This is a genomic window from Candidatus Arthromitus sp. SFB-rat-Yit (genome assembly GCF_000283555.1).
In the GTDB taxonomy this organism is placed as follows: domain Bacteria; phylum Bacillota; class Clostridia; order Clostridiales; family Clostridiaceae; genus Dwaynesavagella.
The window spans coordinates 12,688-37,086 of sequence record NC_016012.1 but is presented as its reverse complement, the minus strand read 5'-3'; the positions used below and the strand labels follow the sequence as shown (position 1 = coordinate 37,086).

At 29.9% G+C, this 24,399-nt stretch carries 15 protein-coding genes, 1 tRNA gene and 4 pseudogenes; 12 read left to right on the top strand and 8 right to left on the bottom strand.

From position 1 onward, the window contains the following. The first annotated feature begins 9 nt into the window (after nt 1–9). From RATSFB_RS00165 to RATSFB_RS00150, 4 genes are read left to right on the top strand one after another with little or no spacing between them, the layout of a single operon-like run. Entirely contained in the window at nt 10–1,380 is a 1,371-nt protein-coding gene (locus tag RATSFB_RS00165) for an MBOAT family O-acyltransferase (protein ID WP_014094052.1), read from the top strand. A 5-nt stretch (nt 1,381–1,385) separates the two neighbouring features. Then, complete coding sequence (locus tag RATSFB_RS00160; RefSeq protein ID WP_014094051.1) at nt 1,386–2,510, top strand: DHHW family protein; 1,125 nt, start codon at nt 1,386–1,388, stop codon at nt 2,508–2,510. Nucleotides 2,511–2,522: 12 nt separating this feature from the next. Further along, complete coding sequence (locus tag RATSFB_RS00155) at nt 2,523–3,068, top strand: chromate transporter (protein WP_014094050.1); 546 nt, start codon at nt 2,523–2,525, stop codon at nt 3,066–3,068. Then, entirely contained in the window at nt 3,069–3,605 is a 537-nt protein-coding gene (locus tag RATSFB_RS00150) for a chromate transporter (protein WP_014094049.1), read from the top strand. A gap of 32 nt (nt 3,606–3,637) precedes the next feature. Here RATSFB_RS00150 and RATSFB_RS00145 read toward each other — a convergent pair. Then, nucleotides 3,638–4,798, bottom strand: a pseudogene (locus RATSFB_RS00145) (type I restriction enzyme endonuclease domain-containing protein); the annotation flags it as partial. Nucleotides 4,799–5,580: 782 nt separating this feature from the next. Between RATSFB_RS00145 and RATSFB_RS00140 the strand changes: the two are divergent. The 4 genes and pseudogenes from RATSFB_RS00140 to RATSFB_RS07540 all read left to right on the top strand — a co-directional run. Further along, entirely contained in the window at nt 5,581–6,285 is a 705-nt protein-coding gene (locus RATSFB_RS00140) for a DNA-3-methyladenine glycosylase family protein (RefSeq protein ID WP_435867656.1), read from the top strand. 593 nt (nt 6,286–6,878) lie between these two features. After that, nucleotides 6,879–7,055: pseudogene (locus RATSFB_RS07550) on the top strand (methylated-DNA--[protein]-cysteine S-methyltransferase); the annotation flags it as partial. Nucleotides 7,056–7,067: 12 nt separating this feature from the next. Then, nucleotides 7,068–7,382 carry a methylated-DNA--[protein]-cysteine S-methyltransferase gene (locus RATSFB_RS07545; protein WP_014094046.1) on the top strand — a complete coding sequence of 105 codons (315 nt, stop codon included), beginning with the start codon at nt 7,068–7,070 and terminating at the stop codon, nt 7,380–7,382. 341 nt (nt 7,383–7,723) lie between these two features. Beyond that, a pseudogene (locus RATSFB_RS07540) lies at nt 7,724–7,885 on the top strand (DUF2800 domain-containing protein); the annotation flags it as partial. 1,268 nt (nt 7,886–9,153) lie between these two features. On the opposite strand, the gene RATSFB_RS00125 reads toward RATSFB_RS07540, so the two are convergent. Next, a complete protein-coding gene (locus tag RATSFB_RS00125) occupies nt 9,154–9,687 on the bottom strand; it encodes a TetR/AcrR family transcriptional regulator (protein ID WP_014094045.1) in 534 nt (177 codons plus the stop codon). Nucleotides 9,688–9,948: 261 nt separating this feature from the next. Here RATSFB_RS00125 and RATSFB_RS07420 point away from each other — a divergent pair, with 261 nt between their 5' ends. The 3 genes and pseudogenes from RATSFB_RS07420 (at nt 9,949) to RATSFB_RS00115 (ending at nt 12,080) form a co-directional block, all read left to right on the top strand. Next, nucleotides 9,949–10,224 (top strand): hypothetical protein, encoded by a 276-nt coding sequence (locus RATSFB_RS07420; protein ID WP_014094044.1) that lies wholly within the window; start codon nt 9,949–9,951, stop codon nt 10,222–10,224. A gap of 18 nt (nt 10,225–10,242) precedes the next feature. Continuing rightward, a pseudogene (locus tag RATSFB_RS00120) lies at nt 10,243–10,935 on the top strand (prolyl oligopeptidase family serine peptidase); the annotation flags it as partial. 11 nt (nt 10,936–10,946) lie between these two features. Next, a complete protein-coding gene (locus tag RATSFB_RS00115) occupies nt 10,947–12,080 on the top strand; it encodes a pectin acetylesterase-family hydrolase (protein ID WP_014094042.1) in 1,134 nt (377 codons plus the stop codon). 1,529 nt (nt 12,081–13,609) lie between these two features. Here RATSFB_RS00115 and RATSFB_RS00100 read toward each other — a convergent pair. The 4 genes from RATSFB_RS00100 to RATSFB_RS00085 all read right to left on the bottom strand — a co-directional run bounded on the left by RATSFB_RS00100 (nt 13,610) and on the right by RATSFB_RS00085 (nt 16,124). Continuing rightward, on the bottom strand, nt 13,610–14,035 hold the full coding sequence (locus RATSFB_RS00100) for a VOC family protein (RefSeq protein ID WP_014094041.1): 426 nt from the start codon (nt 14,033–14,035) through the stop codon (nt 13,610–13,612). Between the two features lie 145 nt (nt 14,036–14,180). After that, nucleotides 14,181–14,257 (bottom strand) — tRNA-Arg (locus RATSFB_RS00095). Nucleotides 14,258–14,312: 55 nt separating this feature from the next. Further along, nucleotides 14,313–15,152 carry a DUF1189 family protein gene (locus tag RATSFB_RS00090; RefSeq protein WP_014094040.1) on the bottom strand — a complete coding sequence of 280 codons (840 nt, stop codon included), beginning with the start codon at nt 15,150–15,152 and terminating at the stop codon, nt 14,313–14,315. Between the two features lie 3 nt (nt 15,153–15,155). Beyond that, nucleotides 15,156–16,124: a 3'-5' exoribonuclease YhaM family protein gene (locus RATSFB_RS00085; RefSeq protein ID WP_014094039.1), complete on the bottom strand. Its 969-nt coding sequence runs from the start codon at nt 16,122–16,124 to the stop codon at nt 15,156–15,158. A gap of 82 nt (nt 16,125–16,206) precedes the next feature. Here RATSFB_RS00085 and RATSFB_RS00080 point away from each other — a divergent pair, with 82 nt between their 5' ends. Beyond that, a complete protein-coding gene (locus RATSFB_RS00080; RefSeq protein WP_014094038.1) occupies nt 16,207–17,379 on the top strand; it encodes a CCA tRNA nucleotidyltransferase in 1,173 nt (390 codons plus the stop codon). On the opposite strand, the gene addA is transcribed toward RATSFB_RS00080, so the two are convergent. Next, the gene (gene addA / locus RATSFB_RS00075; protein ID WP_014094037.1) at nt 17,369–20,953 is read right to left on the bottom strand and encodes a helicase-exonuclease AddAB subunit AddA; all 3,585 of its coding nucleotides are present in this window, start codon (nt 20,951–20,953) and stop codon (nt 17,369–17,371) included. The two genes, RATSFB_RS00080 and addA, sit on opposite strands and share 11 nt — an antisense overlap. Then, nucleotides 20,953–24,333 (bottom strand): PD-(D/E)XK nuclease family protein, encoded by a 3,381-nt coding sequence (locus RATSFB_RS00070; protein ID WP_014094036.1) that lies wholly within the window; start codon nt 24,331–24,333, stop codon nt 20,953–20,955. The genes addA and RATSFB_RS00070 overlap by 1 nt, the downstream gene beginning before the upstream one ends. Nucleotides 24,334–24,399 lie beyond the last annotated feature (66 nt).

Here is a 24,399-nt window from a genome sequence, read left to right as displayed (position 1 = left end):
GGGTGTTTAATGGTATTCTCTAGTTTAATATTTATATTTTTTTTCTTACCAATTACACTATTTGTTTATTACATATCTCCAAAATCAATCAGACTTGCTGTTCTATTCATAGCAAGTCTTTTATTCTATGCATTTGGAGAGCCGTTATACATTTTCCTCATGATTTTCTCAACCATTTTAGATTACACAATAGGATTATTAATAGATAAATATAGACGATTTAACCATTTAAAAATTACATTTCTTATAATATCTATTTTAATTAATTTGTGTATGCTTGGATTCTTTAAATATTCCAATCTTATCATTACATCTTTAAATTCAATGTTTAATATTAATATAAATTTTTCTCCTCCATCTCTTCCTATAGGAATATCATTTTACACATTTCAAACTCTTTCATACACAATAGATGTGTTCTTAAATAAAATAAACGTACAAAAAAACTTCATATCATTTGGAGCATATGTATCGCTATTTCCTCAACTCATAGCTGGTCCAATAGTTACTTATAAAAGCGTTGAAGAGGATATAAACAATAAAAATCGTGAAACTATTTCTCTATTTAATTATGGAGTAACTAGATTCATGGAGGGTATTTGCAAAAAAGTTATCATCGCAAACAATATGGGATACTTATTTGACACGTTAATGAAATTATCTCCATCTAATATGTCAACTCTAACATCTTGGATGTGTATTTTTTCATATTTCTTTCAAATATACTTTGATTTCAGCGGATATTCAGATATGGCTATAGGACTCGGAGCTATGTTTGGATTTAAATTCAACGAAAACTTCAACTATCCATATACATCAAAAAGCGTAACTGAATTCTGGAGGAGATGGCATATTTCTTTAGGATCATGGTTTAGAAATTATTTATATATTCCTCTAGGAGGAAATAGGAGAAACAAATATTTTAATTTATTTATAGTTTGGATGTTTACTGGACTTTGGCATGGTGCTAACTTTAACTTTATATTATGGGGAATTTACTTTTTTATATTTATAGTTATTGAAAAGCTATTCCTTCTTAAATTTCTTGAAAATAGTAAAATACTCTCAAGAATGTATCTAATACTAGTGGTTTTATTTGGATGGTGCATTTTTGTGTTTGAGGATTTTAATTATTTAAAAGAATTCGTTTTGAAGATGCTCTCTTTAAACAATTTTATAGATAGAACGTTTATGTATTATTTTTCAAACTTTATTATTTATTTCGGTATATCAATACTATTTTCAACCCCTATAATGAAAAATATTAAATTAAAAATACCTCATATATTCTCAAGAGTATTTATCATCATAGGTTTTTTAGTTAGTATCTCTTTTATAGTTAATTCCTCATTTAATCCATTTCTATATTTTAGATTCTAATGGAGGTGTCGCAAATTAAAAAGAATTATTTACCTAATATTGCTTTCTTAATTATAATTTTTGTTATACCTATTTTGCATGTTTTATTCAAAGACAAAACATTTTCATTTATAGAAAATAGGTATTTATCCAAATTTCCTAAATTATCAATCGAATCACTTATATCAGGTGAATTTAATAATAAACTCTCATCATACCTCGAAGATCACTTCCCTTTCCGTGATGAATTTATAACTCTGAAATCATCATTTGAACTCTTAATAGGTAGAAGAGATATAAATGATGTATATATCTCAAAAAATGGATACTTAATAGAAAGCTTTAGAGATTTAGATTTGAAAGTTGTAAATAATAATTTAAATCTCATAAATAATTTATCCAAAAATTATAAAGTTAGTTTGATGCTCATACCAACTTCTTCAGAAATATTAAAAGATTATCTACCTCCATACTCTTTAAACATAGACCAAGTTAAACTTTTTAAATATTTAAAAAATGAGTTGAATTCTAGCGTTAAATTTATAGATCCAACTGATATACTTAATGCACATAAAGATGAGTACATTTATTACAAAACAGATCATCACTACACAACACTTGGGGCTTATTATTCATATTTAGAGTTCGCTGAACAAAATAATATTTTTCCTCTTAATAAAGAGGATTTCTCAATTCAAAAGGTATCTGATAAATTCCTTGGATCATTGTTTTCTAAAATTAACTTAAATACCATTACACCAGATGAAGTATATCTTTTTCATAATAAGAAACAAGATGAGGTAATGGTTGATTATTTAACTAAGAAATCAAATTCTCTCTATGAATTTTCGTATTTAGATAATCCAAGGAATCACTATAATATATTTCTTGATAATAATCATCCATTGATTAAAATTAATACATCCACCAAAAACAACAAAAAATTATGTATAATAAAAGACTCTTACGCTAATTCATTCATACCTTTTTTAGTAAATCACTTTGAAGAAATACATGTTATAGATTTAAGATTTTATAGTAAGAATATCATTAATTATCTTGATGAAAATAATTTAGAAGAAGTGTTAATTTATTACAATATAAAAAACTTTTGTGAGGATAAAAACTTAATATTTATAAAACAAAATTAATGGAGGGATACTTTGAAATACAAAACTTTATATACTCTTTTCACAACTTTTTTTAAAATTGGACTTTTAACATTTGGTGGTGGATATTCTATGCTACCATTTATTGAAAAAGAGATGACTGAAAAAAACAAGTTTATAACTCAAGATGAACTCCTTGATATATTCTCAATATCTGAATGTACACCAGGACCTGTATCCATAAACTGTGCAACGTTCATTGGTTATAAGCTTTGTGGATTTATCGGTGCAATTATATCAACGCTCGGGATAGTTCTTCCATCTTTTATAATCATACTTTTAATATCATTTTTCTTAGATTTTTTTAAAAACTTTCAAATTATATCTAGTTTTCTTAGTGGTATAAAAATAGGAGTTATAGTTATGCTCTTATTTACAGTTTTAAAAATGAATAAGAAATCTCAAAAAAATAAGTACTATTATCCTATAGTACTTATGGTCCTAATACTCTGCTCCTTCACTTCAATAAGCTCAATTACAATTCTAATTATATCTATAGTTATAAACGTTTTAATTCTTACGTTTAGGAGGAAATTTTAAATGGGAATAAATCTCATGCTTCTTTCTGTATTCTTTAAAATTGGACTTTTTACATTCGGTGGTGGATACGCAATGATACCACTTATTAAAGAATACATACTTAAATATTCGTGGGCAACTAGTAATGAACTCCTTGAGTTTATTGCAATATCAGAATCAACCCCAGGACCTTTTGCAATTAACATAAGTACATTTATTGGATTTAGGAATTCAGGAATAATAGGAGCAATTTTCTCAACACTCGGTGTTGTACTTCCATCTTTTATAATAATTATTTTGGTTGTAAAATTCATAAATAAATTTAAAAATAATCCATATCTTGAAAATACTCTTAAAAATATAAGACCTGTAATACTTTCACTTTTAATTTATTCTGTTATAAATATATCAAGTAAATCTCTTTTTTCGTCATCTGGAGTGAATGTAATAAATTTAATATTATTTTTAGCTCTATTTCTATTTAATTTAAAATTTAAACTCTCTCCTCTAAAAATAATTTTATTATCAGGAATTCTCGGAGTTATATTCTTAAAATAAAAAGCATCTCAGTAAATTTTGAGATGCTTTTTTTAAACTCTATAACTTTCTTCTCCAAAATCTGCCCAAATTTCGCATTGAGATAGTACTGTTGTCACTGCATCCTCTAAACCATTTGGTGGATAATCATAATCTTTTAAAAGCCTTCTAATCATTCTACGCATTTTTGCTCTCGCAGTATCCTTTTTCTGCCAATCTATAGTTCTACTTCTTCTTAAGCTGTCTGTAAGAATACGAGTGAGTGCTACAAGCTCTTCATTTGTGTAAAAATCTTTTATAGCCTCTGGTCGAGTTAGTGCATCATAAAATGCCATCTCCTCATCACTAAGTCCAAGTGATTCTGCCTCTTCTGAGGAACGTGATATATCTCGTGCCATCTTTAATAGCTCTTCTATTACCTCTTCATTTGTGATCATTCCATTTATATATAACCTCATGGCCTTATTTAACATTTCTGAAAATTTTTGTGATTTAACAATATTATTCCTTTTATATACTGAAATCTGTTCATTTAAAAGTTTCTTTAACATTTCAACTGCCAAATTCTTCTCTTTCATATTTGAAACTTCTTCTAAGAATTTTTCATCAAATATAGAAACCCCAATATCAATATCAGAAAATAAATTTATGATACCATCACTTTTTATACTTTCTTTTAATAAGTCATTAATATGCTTATTTATCTCTTTTAAAGAAAGAGGTTTATTTTCTCCTGTTATACGTGTAAGTAGCGTACGAAGTGCTTCAAAATATGCAGATTCAAGTCTTTGATCCTTAGTTAAAATAGAGCGACAAAGTGAAACAGATTGACGCAAAAGAAGCGACTCTTTTATATAGAATTTTTTATCTTCCTTTCTTGATGGATCTGATAGAAAGTTAACGCCTCCACTTATAAGTTTTGCACGCGTAAGATCTGTTGATGATTTCACCATAAATGAGGAATAATCAAACCCATGCAAAAGAGCACGACATACCTCAAGTTTTTCTATAAACTTTGGATAAGCAATTTTTGAGATATCACTCTCCCCATAATTTGCCTTATCTCTCTTTGTGTAATCGCTCATCGCCTTTTTCAAAGCTCCTGCAATTCCAATATAATCAACTATAAGTCCGCCCTCTTTATTTTTATAAACTCTATTAACTCTAGCTATAGCCTGCATTAAATTATGACCGCTCATATGTTTATAATGGTATGGGTTTGAATCAATGCAGATCCTCAGATTTGCTAACATTCGACCTTGCAGCGAGTGCTTCCAAGGAAATCTCCTCATCATAGTACTCCTCGATAAATTTCAAAAATGACCTCATACTAATTGCCAGAGCATTGGAGTATTTTCAAAAAGTGATAAGTCTCGAAACATAACGAGTCACGGTTATGATAAATTTGAAAGAACGGCATAGGTATATTTGCTGTCCTATTTTTCTTTTTCAAGTTCCACCATTTCATAGAGAACTCGGAAAGCATCCCTACATCAGCCCATAGAGCCGTATAGCATCATCAGTGAGATTCCACTGTTTCACGTTATGACGTATGTAAGTGCAACTTGTCGGTGCTATCAGGTAATAATAAACAAAGTATTCCGGGAAAAGAAAACTCTTATACTTGCAAGCACTGATATTTTCAACCAGATGCACGACATTCTTGTTGATGTATATCCCATCTACCACAGAGCCAATTTCCTCTGTTCCCAACGTCTTCACACATATCGTTCATTCTATCACATAGATAAAATATAGGTCTTCATACCAATGCATGACACGTAAACCCGGATTCAACAGATAAGAAGTGTCATTTTCAACATTGAGAACAAGGTACGAGAAGTAGGTATGCAGGTTCAAATTAACCAAATTGATATATACATTCCGTTTTTCCAAGGTGATCGCATCCTGAATGTTAGTGTTTGAAATATATTGTTAAAATTCTACAGCATTCTAATAGAAAATACCAGTGTTTCGCGATATAATTATAGTATAGATGAGGCGATTTATAAAGGCGGTGAGCGGTGAAAAGATGTATTTTGAGTATGGCGATGAAGCTGTAGAATATCTTAAATCTAAGGATAAGAAACTCGCATGGGTCATCGATCATGTGGGGCATATTGACCGGGAGGTAGATTCCGATCTGTTCTCCTCTGTCGTACATCACATTATAGGGCAGCAGATTTCCACAAAGGCACATCGGACTATATGGCAGCGAATGAATGATTATCTTGGCAAAGTAACGCCGGAAACAATCAACAGTGCAAATATAGCAGAACTACAATCTCTGGGAATGACTTTCCGCAAGGCGGAGTATATCAAGGACTTTTCCGAAAAAGTTACTATAGGCAAATTTGACCTAGCTGCCGTAAAAAAGATGTCTGATACAGAAGCAATAGATGCACTTGTGAATTTAAAAGGCATAGGAGTATGGACAGCGGAGATGATTCTAATATTCTGTCTGCAAAGACCAAATATCCTAAGCTTCGGTGATTTAGCGATTCTGCGTGGTATGAGAATGGTTTATCAGCATCGTGAGATTGACAGGAAGCAGTTTGAAAAATACAGGAAACGCCTCTCTCCTTATGGTAGCGTAGCAAGTCTATACTTTTGGGCCGTTGCAGGCGGTACTGTTCCAGGATTTACCGATCCTGCTCCCACAAAGAAATTAACAAAAGGAGTAAAAAATAACACGAAATGAAAAAATCAAGGCTATACAGGAAAGAGATACATACTGTAACGGGCTATTCTATGTAGACCTTCGTACCACAGGGATAGTGTATCTGCCAAGCTTCCATACGAAACCACTGCATAAGAACATATAATTTTACGACAATTTGGATGATGCGCTGCGTGATGGATACCGACCTTACAAACGATACAAGACTGAAAAATGGAAAGAAGAACACGAATAATGAGCGGAATGATTGTGCTGCTTGGGATAAAACCAACAAAGGTAAGGTATGAAAAGGTATCTTGACTTGGCCGCAGTTTAAAACCTCTACTTGCCGTATTTGAGGACTTTATTTGTACGAAACGATTCACGGCTAAATGAGGAAGGAAAACTGCTGCCTACTCGTCTATACAGACGAGTAGGCAATTCCCATATGACGCAATGTCGTGGAGCATCACATGATCCAAAAAGAAAAACGAAAAAATCTGTTCAAAAGCTATTGGATCACCGTATGCTCTACTATCCGTATATAAACGGATACAGACATATCCAAGACTTACGCTGATTCCAATGAATACTGAAGGAATGACCTAGAATATACACATCACCATAATTCGCCGCTTGGCAGTATTACACTTGCAAGCGACGGCAATGCACTAATCGGGCTATGGTTTGACGAGCAGAAGTATTTTGCCAATACGCTTAGGAAAGATCACAATGAAAAACTCCTGCCCATTTTTAGGGAAACAAATAAATGGCTGGATATCTATTTTCCCGGAAATACTACTGATTTTACGCCACCACTTCGCATGAAAACTACAGAATTTAGGAAAGCAGTATGGGAGATCATTCTGACAATACCATTCGGCAAAACAATCACCTATGGAGAGATTGCAGAGAAAATAGCGAAACAAAAAGGACTCTCCCGTATGTCCGCACAGGCGGTTGGTAGTGCGGTTAGTCACAATTCCATCTTACTGATTATCCCCTACCATAGAGTGGTTAGCACAAACGGCAGACTTACGGGGTACGCTGGAGGAATCGATAAGAAAATGCGACTCCTTACAATGGAAAAAGTCAATATAACGAATTTCTTTATTCCGAAGAAAGATACGGCATTATGAAGAAACCTGAGAATCTTGAGATAATAAACAAATCATTTGAAACACAAGCAGAAGGGTTTGATATCAAGGTCGTCAACTTTACAAAATGAGAATTATCTTAAAATGATCGTTCATACTATTCCTCTGACAAAGATATGACCATGCTGGAAGTTGTGGCAGGCACCTGTGCCATCTCCCGCAGTTTTGCACCGTACATACGTATAGTGGTTTGCCTTGATGCGACGGAATCCATGCTTGCCATTAAAAAGTCGAAATCAATAAGAAGCGATCTTGACAAAATGGTGTTCATAAGGGGCTTTGCTAAAGAACTACCGTTTTTATGAGAGAGCGAGGAACTAACAGACTCCTACAAAGATTACGTCCTGGAGCAGATGACACAGGAACAACAAACCTACTCTGACGCACAGGTATTCATTAAAACAAGGTTTAACTTTACTATCTATGTTCCCATTTCGTTCAGCACTTTCGACTGCATAATCGTTTCGGACGACAAGCTCACATAATCGAATCCTACACTCCCAAGTTCATGGAGAACATCGTCCAGGCTATTTCCCGCGAACATACTCTTCAATTACATAAATACGCTGCGATGCTGCTCCATCGTCATGCACATACATGACGAGCTTATAATCGAGGCTGATCCAAAGATATCACTTAACATTCTGTATGAACAAATAGATAGGTTCCCGACTGAACACCGGGACTCAATTTCTGAACGGACAGCTATATCTACGATTTCCATATGAAAGACTAATCTTTCGGCAGTTTCGTACACTTTTCAACGTAAGGGGTATGAAAACCGCCTTTTCCCTCTGACAGAAGACATGAAGTGAAGTTTACTCTTATGGACATTTAGCAAAAACCCGAAATCACGGCTTTACGCTCACAAAACTTCAGATATACCAAGATCAAACAGACACTCGACCTGTCAAAGAACACGGTCAAGTCTTACTGCAAACGGAACAACATATCGAGAGCAGCATTGGGAAGCACACCGATATTCCTATCCTCTCCCCCTCATTCTGCCTAGAATATGGGAAAGCAATAACGCAGGTGTACGTCAGGAAAGAAAAAAAATTCTACTCCAATGAGTGTCGCTACAAGTGGTGGAACGCGTTCCCGGAAAAAATCACTCGCAAAGCTATCTACTCATGCACCTGCATCGAATACGAAAAGCTGTTCTCAGCATACGGCAACATCCACCGAAAATACTACTGCCATACCTGCTATATTTCAGATAGGTTCAAAGACGGTGATAGCAATGAGCAAACATTAATTTGAAGCAAAAAAAGAAGTATCCCATCGCCATCACGATAGCGAAAAACCTCTGTGAAAAATAACCCATAACTGAGTAGATTGATACAAAACTGCGGGCAAAATACGAGACGAAATTCTCAACATTATTATTCCCGTAAGACTTACTATGTGTCTATTTTAGAATGATATATTATAGCGAAAAGGATATGATTTTATGGGAAAAATAAGGAAAATCGAATCATAAATCCTGCAACTACCAGCAAAAAAAGGTCGCTGCCTCTGCCCGCGTTTCAATGGAGACCGAGCAACTGCACCATTCCCTCACGGCACAGGTAAGCTACTATTCAGCTTTCATACAAAAAATACCAAATTTGTAAATCTGTAGTTCCTGGAAAGTGGAAAGGTGCGCAAACCCTCCCCATATAGATTTGAACCCTCTACTTTTGAAGACCTGAACACACTTGAGGAAAAATCAAAAGGTATTCAATAATAGTTTTCGTAAAGTACATTTACATTATAATCCCTGACCCTTAAACATTTCTATGATTTCTTCCGCTGATTCATGCATTCCCCTTTGAAACCACACTTCAATCCATCCGTACAACGTATATGCTACATATGCCTTTGCGTATGCTTCCACCTTTGAATGTTCGGGTTTCGGTCCGCATAATCCGATAATAACATCTTTCAAAAGGTGCACAAGATTTCTTTCATTTAATAAACTGTAAAAATTTCTATGTTTTTCAAAATGTACAAACAGTAAGCCGAGCAATTCGCTTAACGGTCTGTTTTCTTTTCCATCTGCTTCGTTCATCCATTCTTTGAATATTTTATTGATATATCCCCGCAAAATGTCCTCTTTGCTTTCAAAATTCCGATAAAACGAAGCTCTACCGATACCGGCAAGGTCGCATAGTTCGCTAATGGATATATCACCTATATGCTTGTCCCGCAATAACTTCAATAGTGAGTCCGTAATATGCTCTATAACATAAGCGTTTCTCGCTTGATTGCTGAACGGTGATACATTTTTTGGAGTTTGTCTCATTTTATCACCTCCCATTGACGTTAATAAAATCCGATGATACAATAACATCACCAAAACAAGTGTATCATCATTATGATAGCACGCTGTAAACAAAAAATCAATATGTAATGGCAGAAAGGAATTTACAGAAATGAAACTAACCCAGAAAAAATGGATTATTCTAATATTTATTGCCGTTGTAGCGTTTGTTCTCGACAGACTTGCAGTCAGAGTCGTTATGAACCTTTTACTCGGCGGAACGATGTTCGGAGGTAATTTCTTATGAACAAAATAAAGAAAGAAAAGAAGGTGAGAGCCGTGCCAATTGGAATCGGAATTTTGGTATTTATTTTGGCTTTTGTGGGCGGCATGATATCAAAAGTTGCGATTAAACCGTCATGGGCAAAAAATTACAGCGTTCAATGGAGCGACGAGCTTGGAATACTGAAAACCGATATTTCCTATGGCAACGGTGGAGCAAATAAATTTGACCTTTATCTTCCAAAGGATAACACAAAAGAAAGCTACGGCTTGGTTGTCTATCTTCACGCAGGCTGATTTACAACAGGAGATAAAGCCGATGATAAGGAAATGCTTGCGTGGCTGTGCAGTAAGGACTATGTAACCTGCGGCATAAATTACACGCTCCGTACCGACGAAAACAATAAAAGCATTCTTACACAGTCGAGTGAAATCAAAGCAGCTATGCCTGTTGTCATTGAAGAAGCAAAGAAGCTTGGCTATAACATTACGGAAATGACAATATCCAGTGGTTCTTCCGGAGGCTGTCTTGCTATGCTTTACGCATACAGAGACGCTACACAGTCTCCCGTTCCCGTCAAGCTGATGTTTGAAATGGTTGGTCCATCCAGCTTCTATGCAGAGGATTGGGGAATATACGGACTTGATCAGGATATGGACGATTCAAGAAGAGCAGCATCGGGTTTATTCAGCGTCATGGGTGGAGTGGAACTCACTCCCGACATGATAAAAGACGGTTCTTATCAGGAACTGATAAAATCAATTTCTGCTTTCCGTTTTGTTAATGAAAATTCCTGTCCAAGTCTCCTGCTCTACGGTACGCATGACAGGGTGCAGCCGTGGAAAGGCGTGCGTCATTTGGTGAAAGCACTTAAAGATAACGGTGTTGATTACAAGCTCTTTGAAGCAACTCATTCGAGACACGGTGTTCAAAATGACAATGACGTTATGAAAGAATATATGAAGACAGTTGAAGAATACCTCGACAAGTATATGCCTGTAAAATAGGAGAAAAAGTTATGAAAAAAGCATTAAAAATAATTAGAATCATTTTATTGGTTCTTATTGCCATCGTATTGCTCGTGTATTTCCTCGTACTGCGATACCCGAATTTGAAGAAAAACCCTGCCGAGGGAAAATGGTATCGTGTTGAAACCAATGAGATGAAGGATTCCGAAGGAAACGGCTATCACGCCCTTTTCAAAAAAGGTAGCGAGAATAAAGTAATGATCTATTTTGCCGGAGGCGGTGTCAGCATTAACGAGGAAACAGCTAAAAATGACAATTACAACACAAAAATGGTATGGCCGGATATACTGGCAAATGTCACAATGAACATGGGCGGTCTTGCTTCTGATGTGGAGAACAGTCCGTTTGAAAACTGGAGCATTATCCTATTTCCCTATGCAACGGGGGATTTCCATGCTGGAACAGGCGAATTTCATTATACTGATAAAAACGGCAAAGAGAAGATTCTTTACCACAACGGTTATGTAAATTATACAGAATCAATGAAGAAAATAACGGAGCTTGCTGGTATTGATAATCCCGATACAGTCGTTGTTACTGGATATAGTGCCGGAGGATTTGGAGCGGCGCTTCTTTCTGACGATATTTTTACAAACTACTTTCCGAATTCGGTAAGCAAAAATGTTTTAGTAGATGCATCCCTCTTGCTATATGACGATTGGCACACTGTCGCAACCGATGTTTGGAAAACTCCGAAAGAAATCTCGGATAAGCTGACAGGCAATAATCTCACGCTGGACTGTCTTACTGCCCTGCATGAAAAATACGGTGATGGTATCCATATTCTATTCGATAGCTCCACTAGAGATGGCGATTTGGCAAAGGTGCAGAATTATCTCGACACGGGTGTAATGGATGTATCGGAAAAAGAAGCGGACATTTATCAGCATATACTAAAAGACATCATTCCACAATTTAAGGAAATCGGTGTAAGCCTGTTCATTTGGGATGGCGTTGCATGGTATGACGATCCGAGAAATATGACAGCACATACCATTATCGCAACTCCTGCCGTATGGCTGCCGTTTGAGGAACAAAAACAGTCTATCGCCGGATGGCTTAACGACGCAATAAACGGCAAACTGGTGGACTACGGTCTTGATTTGGTTAATAAACAATACTGACAAATTCAGAAAAAAGTAAACAATAAAAACATTACCCAAAATTCTAAAAGTGATCTTTATCATTATATTAGTTTTGATTGCGCTCATTGTAGTTTGATATCTTTGGGCGGATAATGCCCCGATTATACATAAATGCTATAATGAGAAAATAGAAACAGGCAAGGAAATAGAAAAAAAGTATCTACAAAACGGTACATATGAAACCTCGAAGGAAACTGTGAAAGCAGAAGATCCAATCAAAAAATACACAATTTATTATCCGAGTGAGCTTGAAACAACCGATAACTAATATCCGATTATACTTGTGATAAACGGTACAGGATTCAAAGCAACAAAGTATGATCCTGAATTTGAGCCAATTAGCTTCTTGGTGATTTATTGTTGTAGGAACGCAGGACAAAGGGACAGACAAGGGCGAAACGACAATCAAAACGCTGAACTATATTCTCGGAGAAAATGAAAACAAGGACAGTATTTTCTACGACAAAATTGATGTAGAGAATATATGCATTACAGGATTTTCTCAGGGCGTTGCTGCAACTCTGCGTGCGATTACTATGTTTGAAGAAAGTCATTCAAAACTGCTATGCTGCTTTCTCCTATAAGCGAAAAAACCGCTGAACATACAACAGACTATCCCTACGATTCCGCGAAGACAAATTGTCCTATTCTAATGCTTGCCGGAACCAGCGGTGATTTTGAAACCAAAATTGTTATCCCAATAGCTGAAATTAATAAGATGTACAATAAAATTACTTCACCCAAAGTTATGGCTAGAAGAGTTGGCATGACACATGGTGATATGATGTATAAGCGGGTGGCTTGACCGCATGGTTTATGTGGCAGCTTCAGGGCGATGAAGAAGCAGCAAAAGCCTTTATTGGGGAAAGTCCTGAAATTATGAGTAACAAACTCTATTAGGATCAGCAAATCAATATCGAGGAATAAGCATAGGATTAGATTCTAAAAATGGTAATCATCAAGGAGGTGGTACTATCAGACGAATCATTATATTAAAGTTAACAGAGCGTGACAGTTCGGCATTTGAAGATATTTTATCTTTTTTGGTCACGCCACCCTGATTTGGAAAAGTTAGAACTTCGAGATGAGCCGATAATATCATTTCCCGGACTTGAAATAAACCTTGCCGCAGAAAAATTATAAGCAATGGTCAGGAGATTTCATTAACGGCAAAATAATACGATATTTTCTGTTTTCTATCGGCAAATAACCATGTACTTGACATTCCAGTGTCCATCATCCGATTGGCGTCACCGGTAAACAAGCCAAAGTGTAACACCACGACGATCAAGCAGATAATTCCAAACGATAAGTACAAAGTCGATGACCCTCTGCAAAAAACCTACACCATAGATTATCTGACGTAAAAAACGAAAGTCAACGATAGCAAGATTGCGCAGTGCTATGTCGAGAGTGAACATAAGACAATCATCGATCTCGCCATTTTCGACTGTATAAGCTGTATTATTTTTACCCCTCTTTTTAGACATATCTTCCTACAAATATCATTAATGAGTACTATATGTCATTTGCCAAGTTACCCCAAATTTGTCAGAAACCCAAGCATAGAGTCCTGCAAAAAATTGAGGAGAAAGCTCCATCATAACATATCCACCCTCTTTAAGCTTTTCATAAGCTGAACGTATCTCATCTTCACTTTTAAAATCAACAGCAATAGAAATCATACAAGAAGGGTTAAAAGTATTTTCATTATGTAAACTCTCATCTGTATCAGAAAACATAATCTCTGATCCACAAATATTAAGCGTTCCATGAAGCACCCAATTCTTTTTATTCTCATCTATTTTAAACTCAGGATCACTTGGCATATCTCCGTAATACATTACCTTCTTATCTGTGCCATTAAATACCTCCTCATAGAAGTTAATAGCCTCATTTGCATTTCCTTTAAACGTTATAAAAGGTTTTACCATAATTTTATCCTCCTAAAATTTTAAAATATAATTTTAATACTATATTTTCTGAGCTATCATTTTGACAATTTAAATATCTCCTTAACATTTATATATTAAAAAACCACCTACTGATAAAATAACTTCATCAATAGATGGTATACTATGGCACACAGGAGAGGATTCGAACCCCCGACCAACTGGTTCGTAGCCAGCTACTCTATCCAACTGAGCTACCTGTGCACAATAATTTGATTATATCAAAACTTATTATGTTTTTCAATTAAATTATTTATTATTATTTTTTGAGATACTTTGTTAAAGCATCTTTCTTTATTAAGTATGTACTCCTTAAAAATATAAACAAAGTTAATATCTCTAAAATATGTAGTGGAAATATAACTTTAATTCCATTTATTTCACTAATTATATCAAAGATAGAAATAATCAAATAAGGTAGTGTTTGGGCAAATAAAATCATTTTATAAATACTTCCAAAACTTGCTCTAAACCTTATTATATATCCACATAAAAACGCAAATAATGAAATAATAAATCCATACAAAAAATAATCAAAAATCTTACTTAGAGGAAAAATTACGTATGATATATACTTTAAGATTTTTGTTCCAATATCAATCAAACTAAAAAACATATCTTTATTTATAGCCATATCTTTTGGTATTATACCTAACGCTTCAAAGTCTGAATATTTAAATGTAGTTTCTCGAAGTCTGCTTTTAACTATCATATAATCTTTTGTTAAAACTATAGCATCCCTATGATAACTATAATCACTAACATTATTTATATTAAATTCATCTCTTGTATCCCCAACTAAAAGAAAACTATTATCCTTAAATACACTTGATTTAAAAGTCACAGGCGAATTTTTTATATTTAAACTTCCATTTGCATAACTAATATCCTCAAATATCGATTGCTTAGTTGCATTAAATTCCTCAACCTGCTTTATATTTTTATGAAAAGATATAAAATAAAATATGCTTATGCATAACACAAATATAATTCTATTTAAAACCACTTTAGAAGGTTTCATACCCAAAAATACTGTATACTTCTTAAAATCAAACGTAGAAATATACAGAGTACTTAAAAAACTATCTTCTTTTTTCATAATCTACTCCTCTAATAATTTCCTAGGTTTATATATCCTCCGACTATTTAAAGAGAATATCCTATCTGAAAAATCTCCCTCATTTATATTATCTATAATCTTTTTCATATCATACATCCTTGCATCTATGACATCTATATAATGCAAAAGTTCTGCTTCAATTATCATAGGTTTTATAGGACTTCCATATTCAGGTTCATAATGATGTGACAATATCATATGCTGAAGTAACATTCTAACCTCACTAGATATATTTAAATTATTACAAACCCTATCTACAAGTGTTATTCCCTGTATTAAATGTGAAAGCATTTGACCCTCTGCTGTATATGTACTAACTATTCCTAATTCATTTGAATCCATCTCCTCAGTTTTTTCAATATCATGAAGTACTATTCCTGCAAACAATAACTCTTTGTTAACAAAAGGATAAAGTGAGCACATACCCTCACCGAGTTTTATCATACTTAATATGTGATATAAAAGTCCTCCTTTTATTGAATGATGATTACTTTTAGCTGCTGGATAATATAAAAGTTTATCCTTTTTTATATCGAGTACGGATAATAAAACAAGTTTTATTTCCTTTTGTTTAAATAAAGATATTAAATTATAAAGTTCATCAAACATATAGTTTGAATCCATAGGAGCACATTGTACATAGTCATCAATATTCACATCTTCTCTTTCAAAATCATTTGATAAATTCTCAATTTTAAGTTGCATAACACCTTGCCAACTTAAAACACATCCTTTTACTCTAACTAAACTATTTTCTTTAAATTCATTATTATAATCATCTTTCAAATCCCAAAGTTTAGCATTAATATTCCCTGTTTTATCTGAAAAATTAATATCTAAATACTTTTTGTTACTAGAATTTGTAAGTTTTACATTTATACTTCTAATAAGGTATACTCCCTGAATTCTCTGCCCTAATTTAAAATCCTTTATATTTATATGATCTTTCATTTAACACCTCGATTTTTTATAATATTATTATATTAAAGTATTTTATATAAAAATGGAAGGTTTTAAAAATTAATATAATATTATGAAAAAATTTTTTAATTACAAAGTAAAGGAACTAATTAATATATTTAGTAAAAATAATTTTAAATGTTACGTTGTAGGGGGTGCTATAAGAAATTATTTAGTAAATATAAAAGTTTGTGAAGTTGATTTATGCACAAATGCCCACCCAAAACATATAAAATCAATATTTAAAAAACATATAGATATAGGGGAACGATTTGGATGTATAAAAATTTACTTTAAAGGAGATTGGTTTGAAATAACAACACTTAGAATTGAAAAAGATTATTTGGATTTTAGGCATGCAAATCATATAGAATTTATAGACTCTCCTCAAATTGATTCATTAAGGCGTGATTTTACAATCAATTCAATTTACTATGATGGAAATAAACTAATAGATCCAAATTCTGGAATACATGACATAAAAAATAAACTAATTAGATTAATTGGGGATCATAATGTAAGGTTTAAAGAAGATCCTCTAAGAATGCTAAGGTGCATTAGATTTAAATCAAAACTAAATTTTAATATAGAATTTAAAACTCTACTTGCTCTTAAACATGACTTTAACCTAATTACAAAATTATCTAATCAGAAAATACTTGAAGAATTTAAAAAAATATTAAATGATTCAAACTTTATAAAATCTATTCACTTACTTAACTCACTTAATTTCTTCTCACTTATTATAAATGAAAATATAAAATTATTTGATATATACTCATTAATATCTTCATTAAATGATTTTCATATAAAATTATTTTGTATATTGTACTTTCATTCAAATATACAAGATAATCTTATATTTCATGTGTTAAAAAATAATTTTACCATAAACAAAAAGAACTTAAATGAGGTAAAAAAAATACACAGCTATATAAAAATTTTTAAAAACGATAAAATCTTTATCAAAAAAATGGTTCAAAAAGAAAGTTACAAAACATCTCTAAACATAATCCTCATTCTATCTAACTACATAGATAAAAATATATCCAAAAAATTCTATAAATTACTTTGGGGATATGAACCATTAAAATTTAAACATATAGCTATAAATACCCAAAACTTTGTAAAAAACAAAAAAGATGTTATTAAGTACAATAACTACCTAATAACACTTCTTCATATTAAACCAAGCTTAAATAAATATAAAACTCTAAAACATTTAATAAACAATTTTAAACCTTGAAAGCCTTATTGTTCTCAAAAGAATAAATATAACTTTCAGAAACATCTACATTAAATATTTTATTAAGTGCAATTTTATAATAATAAAGTTGTTCCTTATATCTATTTGGAATAACTTTGTTATCATTAAATATATTTTTATCTGTTTTATAATCAACTAAAACTATTTTATCCCCATCAAAGAAAAACAAATCAATTATGCCTTGAATTCTTAAATCATTATTTTCATTTATTTTATCTATCCTATGATTCATCAAAAATTCAAATTCTCTATAAACATTTTCTCTATTTTTATTAAAACACTCTATAACTCTTTTTCCCAAATTACTTTCAAAAAATTTCAATACTTTATGTATATTTAAATACTTAACATCTTCAAAAGAAATCATTTCAGAATCAAGCATACGATTTACTTCACTCTCTAAATACTCATAATCTATATTTGATTTTAAAGATATGTTTTGCATAAAAAAATGATATAAATTTCCTATGTCCAAAGATGTATATACCTCTTCATTCTTGATATCATCAATAAATTTAGGAACCTTAAAATTTATATTCAATCGCCCTTCCTCATCATATGATAATATCTCAGATACAGATAAATTAATTGGCATATTAATTGCATCATCATAATCATACTTAAAATTAAAAATATCATTTATGTAATCATAACTAGATGAATCCTCATTTATAATATCCTCTAATTTTATATTTTTATCTACATTTTCATTCTTCTTGTGCTTAGTAAAGTTTGTTCTATTGTATATATTAATTTTAAATTTCCTCTCATTTAAATCGTTATAAGATAATACATTACAAGGATAATTTAAAATAACCTCTCCATCTTTATGTTTCATAAGTGAATTGCACAAAAAATCCAAATAACTCCTGCATTTATGAATATCCTCTACCCTTTTAAAATCCTTATCTGAATTATATGTACCTGTTATAAATAATTTTTCCTTAGCTCTTGTCAAAGCTACATACAATATTCTAAGTTCTTCTGAAATAATTTTGTATTTATGATCTTCTTTCATGATATTTTTCATAAATAATTCTGTTTCTAAATTCAAATTATAATCCATATGATTTAATCCAATTCCAAAATCATCATGCAATATCATAGATGACATTAAATCTTTAAAATTAAACCTCCCTGATGTATTACAAAGTATTACAATAGGAAATTCAAGTCCCTTACTTTTATGAACACTCATTATACGTACAACATTCTCATTTTCAGATATATTTTTAGGAACAAGCGTATCATCCCCAACCTTATTTGAATAATTCAAATACTCTATAAAATTAAATAATCCAGAAAAGCTTGATGATCTAAATTCTTTTGCTTTATTAAATATAATTCTTAAATTAGCTTGCTTATCTAATCCATCTTCCATACTAGATAACAAAAAATAATACTTGCTATCTTTATATATAAACCAAATAAACTCATCAATTTTCATAAACAAAGACTTCTCTCTATATTCATTTATCTTGTTTAAAAAAAACATACACTTATCATAAAGAGTTTTAAATTTATCATAAGTTATTGAAAATCCATCATTTAAAAACACCTTATCTTCATGTCCAAAATTTAAACTTAAAATATATTTAATATTGTTATATAAATAATCGTTATTATTTATATACCTTATATAAACCAAATCATTATTTGAAAAATTAAATATCTCACTCTTAAGAACTGTAAGTATATCAACATCATCAATTGGATTATTAATGATTTTAAGTAAACTCATTACTGTTATCACTTCAATACGATCAAAAAATTGACTTCCTCCATCAAAATATGAAGGTATATCACATTCCTTAAGCTTTTCATGTAATAATTTTGATATATAAGAACCATTTATATTCCTTATCAAAATTACAATATCTCTATACTCAACTTTTCTATATGTATTAATGTTTTTATCATAAATTTTATATACCTTATCTTCAGAATTAATAAGCTTATTTATATAATCAATAATTAAATTGCACTCTATCTCATCTGCTTCTACATTTTTTTCTGAATCTTCATCATCATTTACTATAATTGAAAGAGTAACCTCTCCTTCAAAATTTTCATTCTCATTTTTTATAGTTTCATAATTACTCGAACAATTTAGGTACTCCTCAGGTGTATACTCTATATTGCTTATACCTTTTACCATAATATTTTTAAATATAAAATTAATAAAATTAATTACTTCATTCCTACTTCTATAATTATCATACAATAATATCTTGTTTTCATTTGTATCTATATAAGTTATATCATCTACCTTTTTGAAATTAGTATATTTTTTATTAAACAAATCTACCTTTGCACCCCTAAATCCATAAATACTTTGCTTGATATCTCCTACCATAAATACATTATGATCACTTTTTATTTTATTAATTATGTATTCTTGTATGTAATTCGTATCTTGATATTCATCTATAAAAATATACTTAAATTTATTTTTATAATAATTACATATAGTTGAGTCATTTAAAAGTTTAATCGTTAAATGCTCCATATCATTGAAATCTATAAAATCTTTAGATAATTTTTTAGATAAAAACTTATCCCTAAAATCACACACAACTTCAAATAACTTGATGACTATATTTTTCACATCACTTATTTGTAATTTTAAAGCATCCTCATCCACAATAAATATACTTTTCTTTAATGACTCTATAAAATCTTTTAATCCTCCCCTTATTTCCTTATAATACTCACTTAATTTAGGAAGTCTCAAAAATTTAATATTATGAATATAATTGTATACATCTTCATAGCAAGAATTTATTTTATCTAAAAGTGAATCAATTATAGATATATCATTCTCTATAACGTTATAAATTTTTTCATCACTCGGTATTCCTATCATAAAATCGCTTAATTGTTCTTTATAAAATATACTTTTTTCTATTAACCTTGAACGTAGCACCTTACCTATTTCACTTGAAAATACATCTTCATTATTTTTTAGTTCATACACGCTTATACTTCTTTTAATAAATTCATCACAATCAACCATATTTTGTATAAATTTATAAATAGATATAATTATCTCTCTAAGTTTTGAGTCTGAATATTTTCCACCATATATATTTACAATATTTAAAAACTCCTTGTCCTCATTTTCATAATAAAAATCAAATGTATCATCAAGTGCATTTTCGATCATCATCTTTCTTTGACTATCTTTAACTATTTTAAAATTTGACCCCAAATTTAATTTGTAATAATTATTTTTTAAAATATCTAAACAAAAAGAGTGAAAAGTTTGAATATTACAATTATTTATCATCATTAGTTGTGCTTCTAATATGTATTTATTTTCATCATTTATACTCTCTTCTAAAGCTTTTACAATCCTATCCTTCATTTCAGCTGCTGCAGCATTTGTAAATGTAATTACTAAAATTTCATTCATAGATACATTGTAATTTAATATTAAATTTATTATCCTTTGAACTAAAACCGCTGTTTTACCTGATCCTGCTGATGCTGCCACGAGCAAATCTCCATTAATTAACTCAATAACATTTTTCTGATTTTTACTAAAATTCACTAATTACTTCCCTTTCGTATTAAATTTAAAAATGAACTTTTATCTAATTCATTAACAATCTTAAATTTATTTTCATGTTTTGTAAACTTACATATTCCAATATAATTACAATAACTACACTTAGATTGCTCCATATCATCTAATACAGGGCATACTTCTATATTTCCATCATAAATTTTCAAGATCTTATCTTTAATAGAATTATGCACAAATTCCAACATATCATTAAATTCATTTTCAGTTAAAATACTATCTGAAGAATTATGCTTAGCTATTTCCCCATTCTTATTTATTTTTACAGATACAATGCTCCCATTTCCATTCAAAACATTCCTATCAATAAGATTAATTTTTTCAATATCATCAATTAAAAAACCACTATACCTATAATACTTCCCAATCTCTTTTATTAAATCTATACCCTTCTTATTTTTTATAACAGGCTTACTTATAGTAAAATAAAAAATAGCACACGGACTTAAATTAATATTATAATTTTCCCTATATAGCCTTATAATACAATTCATATATGCAATTGTTTGTATATTTAAATTATTATATATCTTTCCATAATCTATATCATAAATACTTGATTTATAATCGATAATATTTATAAATACCTCATTATTACTCTTGCAAAAATCAATACGATCAATTTTCCCAACGAATGAAGCTTTTCTTCCATCATTTAAAACCAATTCTATTTTAGAATTGGTTTTTCCAAATTCAAATTCATAATACTTATGAAAAAACTCTGTATTACTTAAATGCCTACCCGTAAAAAATACAGCATCACTTACAATTTTTCTTATTTTTTGTGCAAAAGCTTTAAATTTAAAATTGTTATTTAAAATATAACTCTTATTTTTATTAGAAAAAATTACATTGTTAAAATATTCAACTATAAATTTATCAATTTCATCTTTGGATAAATTTGAAAAATCACAAGATTTAATTATGTTTTTACATATATTTTCCATTAAAAAATGAACTATATTTCCATAATCATAAGTTTCAAATGAAAATAACCTTTTTGTTTTAATTTTTATTATATAATCTAAAAAATACTTAAATGGACACTTAGAATAAACTTCTATAGATGATATAGAAAATTTTGAATTTTTATATATATGATGCAATATATCCAAATCAAGTAAATCATTATAATTTTCCCCTCTTATTCTCATCAAAAAAAACCGTAAAAAGTACTTAAATTCCTCATTATTTATATAAAAATTATATAAATCCCTCTGAATATTAGATAATTTACCATTTGAAATACAATTTTTAAAATCTGATATAAAAATAGATAATGTACTATTCATAGAATACATTTTATCTAATGAAAAATCATTTTTTATGATCGTCGTATTTTCCTCAATTATTTTGGGAAATATCTTTTTAATCTTAGATATCAAAATTGATGGAGTCATAGATGTTCCATCTATGCTTGATATAGAATAACTGATATAAATTTTATCTTTAGGTATATTCAAAAGAGAATATATATAATAATTTTCAGATAAGTTCTTCTCCATATTTGTAATTGAAAATTCAAATCCCAAATTTTTTATGTAATCTTTTTCTAAATCATTTATTAAATCCTCTTTTTTATAACTCTTCGGAAAATTTATGGAATTACACCCTATAACAAATAGCACTTTATAATTACCTATCTTTAATCTTTCAATATCACCTATAAGTATTTCATCCATACGCATAGGAACATGAGATATTTCAATCTTAGATATGCTATTTATTAATATATTCATAAATTCAGAAAAACTCATTTCCTCATTTCTAAATATATCATTTATCTCATCTAAAATATCAAATACATTATTTACAATTTGAATTAATTCATTAGCATTAATAAAATCATTTCTTGATTTTAATGTTTCACATATAAGTGATACTTTATCTAAAAAGCCAAACTCTTTTAAAAATCCATAAAATTCTTTAATAAAATAGTTCACACTATTTTTATCCTTAACTTTATTAAATAAACTCATTAATGGATTTATAATTTTTTTTCGTATATTATTTATATCACTTATATCTATGTGATCTTTATTCATATCTTCTATTCTATATCTTACACAATCTTCATCTATAAAATCAGATTTCCATTTATATTTTGATATTCCATTTTCTTGAACAAAGTTTTCTATTAAAAATATCTCCTCATCATTTAAATCTAAAAGACCACTCTTTATATATGTAAACAAAGCATTATTTGAAAAATTATTCTCAAAAATCTCAAATATAGAAAACAAAAAAATACTAAATACGTTTGATGTTATCTCATTTTTTTTATCTATAAAATATGGAATATTAAATTCATCAAAAGAAACTCTTATAAAATTCTCGTATGAATCAATATCCCTACATACAACACCTATTTCTTTATATCTATATCCTTTATTTATAACTAGAGATCTAATTTTTTTACAAAGCTCTTCTACCTCATAAAAATTATCAAGTGATTTATTTAAAAATATACTCCGAACCTCATAATCATAAGCCTTAGCATCATATTTCAAATAATTTCTATCTAAATATTTAAGATCCTCACTCTTATCTATATCTATTAAATACACTTCTTCATAATCAGAACAATTTTTATCAAAAAGCAATTCACGAATTCTATTCTTTATTTTAAAAATTTCATTGTAAATAATACTATTTGAAAACTTATCTAATGTAAGAGAAATAGTTATTTTATTTGATCTATCCATAATTATCTTTAAAAATTCATATTGATAATATGTAAATATATCAAATCCATCTATGTAAATATCATAATAATTAAATAACTCATCACTTTCCTTTATTATCTCATTTACTATCTTCATATCATCCAATGAATCCAAATAATTCTTATCTAAATAATCATTATATAAATCATTTATGTAATCTAAATCCCTAATTTTTTTATATAGTTCCATATCAGAATTCAAATTATTTAATATATCATTAATAGAATTCTTATCTATATTAAAATTTTTAAAATCTACTAATATCGATAATATTTCATCTGACAAATTGGTGCTATTATTTTTCTTAAAATATAGAAATTGATTATAATTATTTCTGATTAAATAATTAACTAATAAATACTTTCCTATGTTTGTTATCTTATTTTTTGTTTTTGCTTTAAAAATATTTAATAACTTAAAAGTAAGTTTCTTAAAATCCATTATCTCAATTTTTGATAATGCACTCTCCCCTAAATATTCAAGAACCCTATTCTCCATCATAAACGTATTATGACTAGGTACTATAATTAAAATTTTACGATCATTAATATTCTTTATTTCATTTAATATGTACTCACTCTTTCCATACCCTTTTTTCCCAAATATAAATTTAAACTTCAAACCTTACTCTCCCAATTTAATATAATTTAAGTTAAAAATAAAATGCCTATATGAAAACATTACATA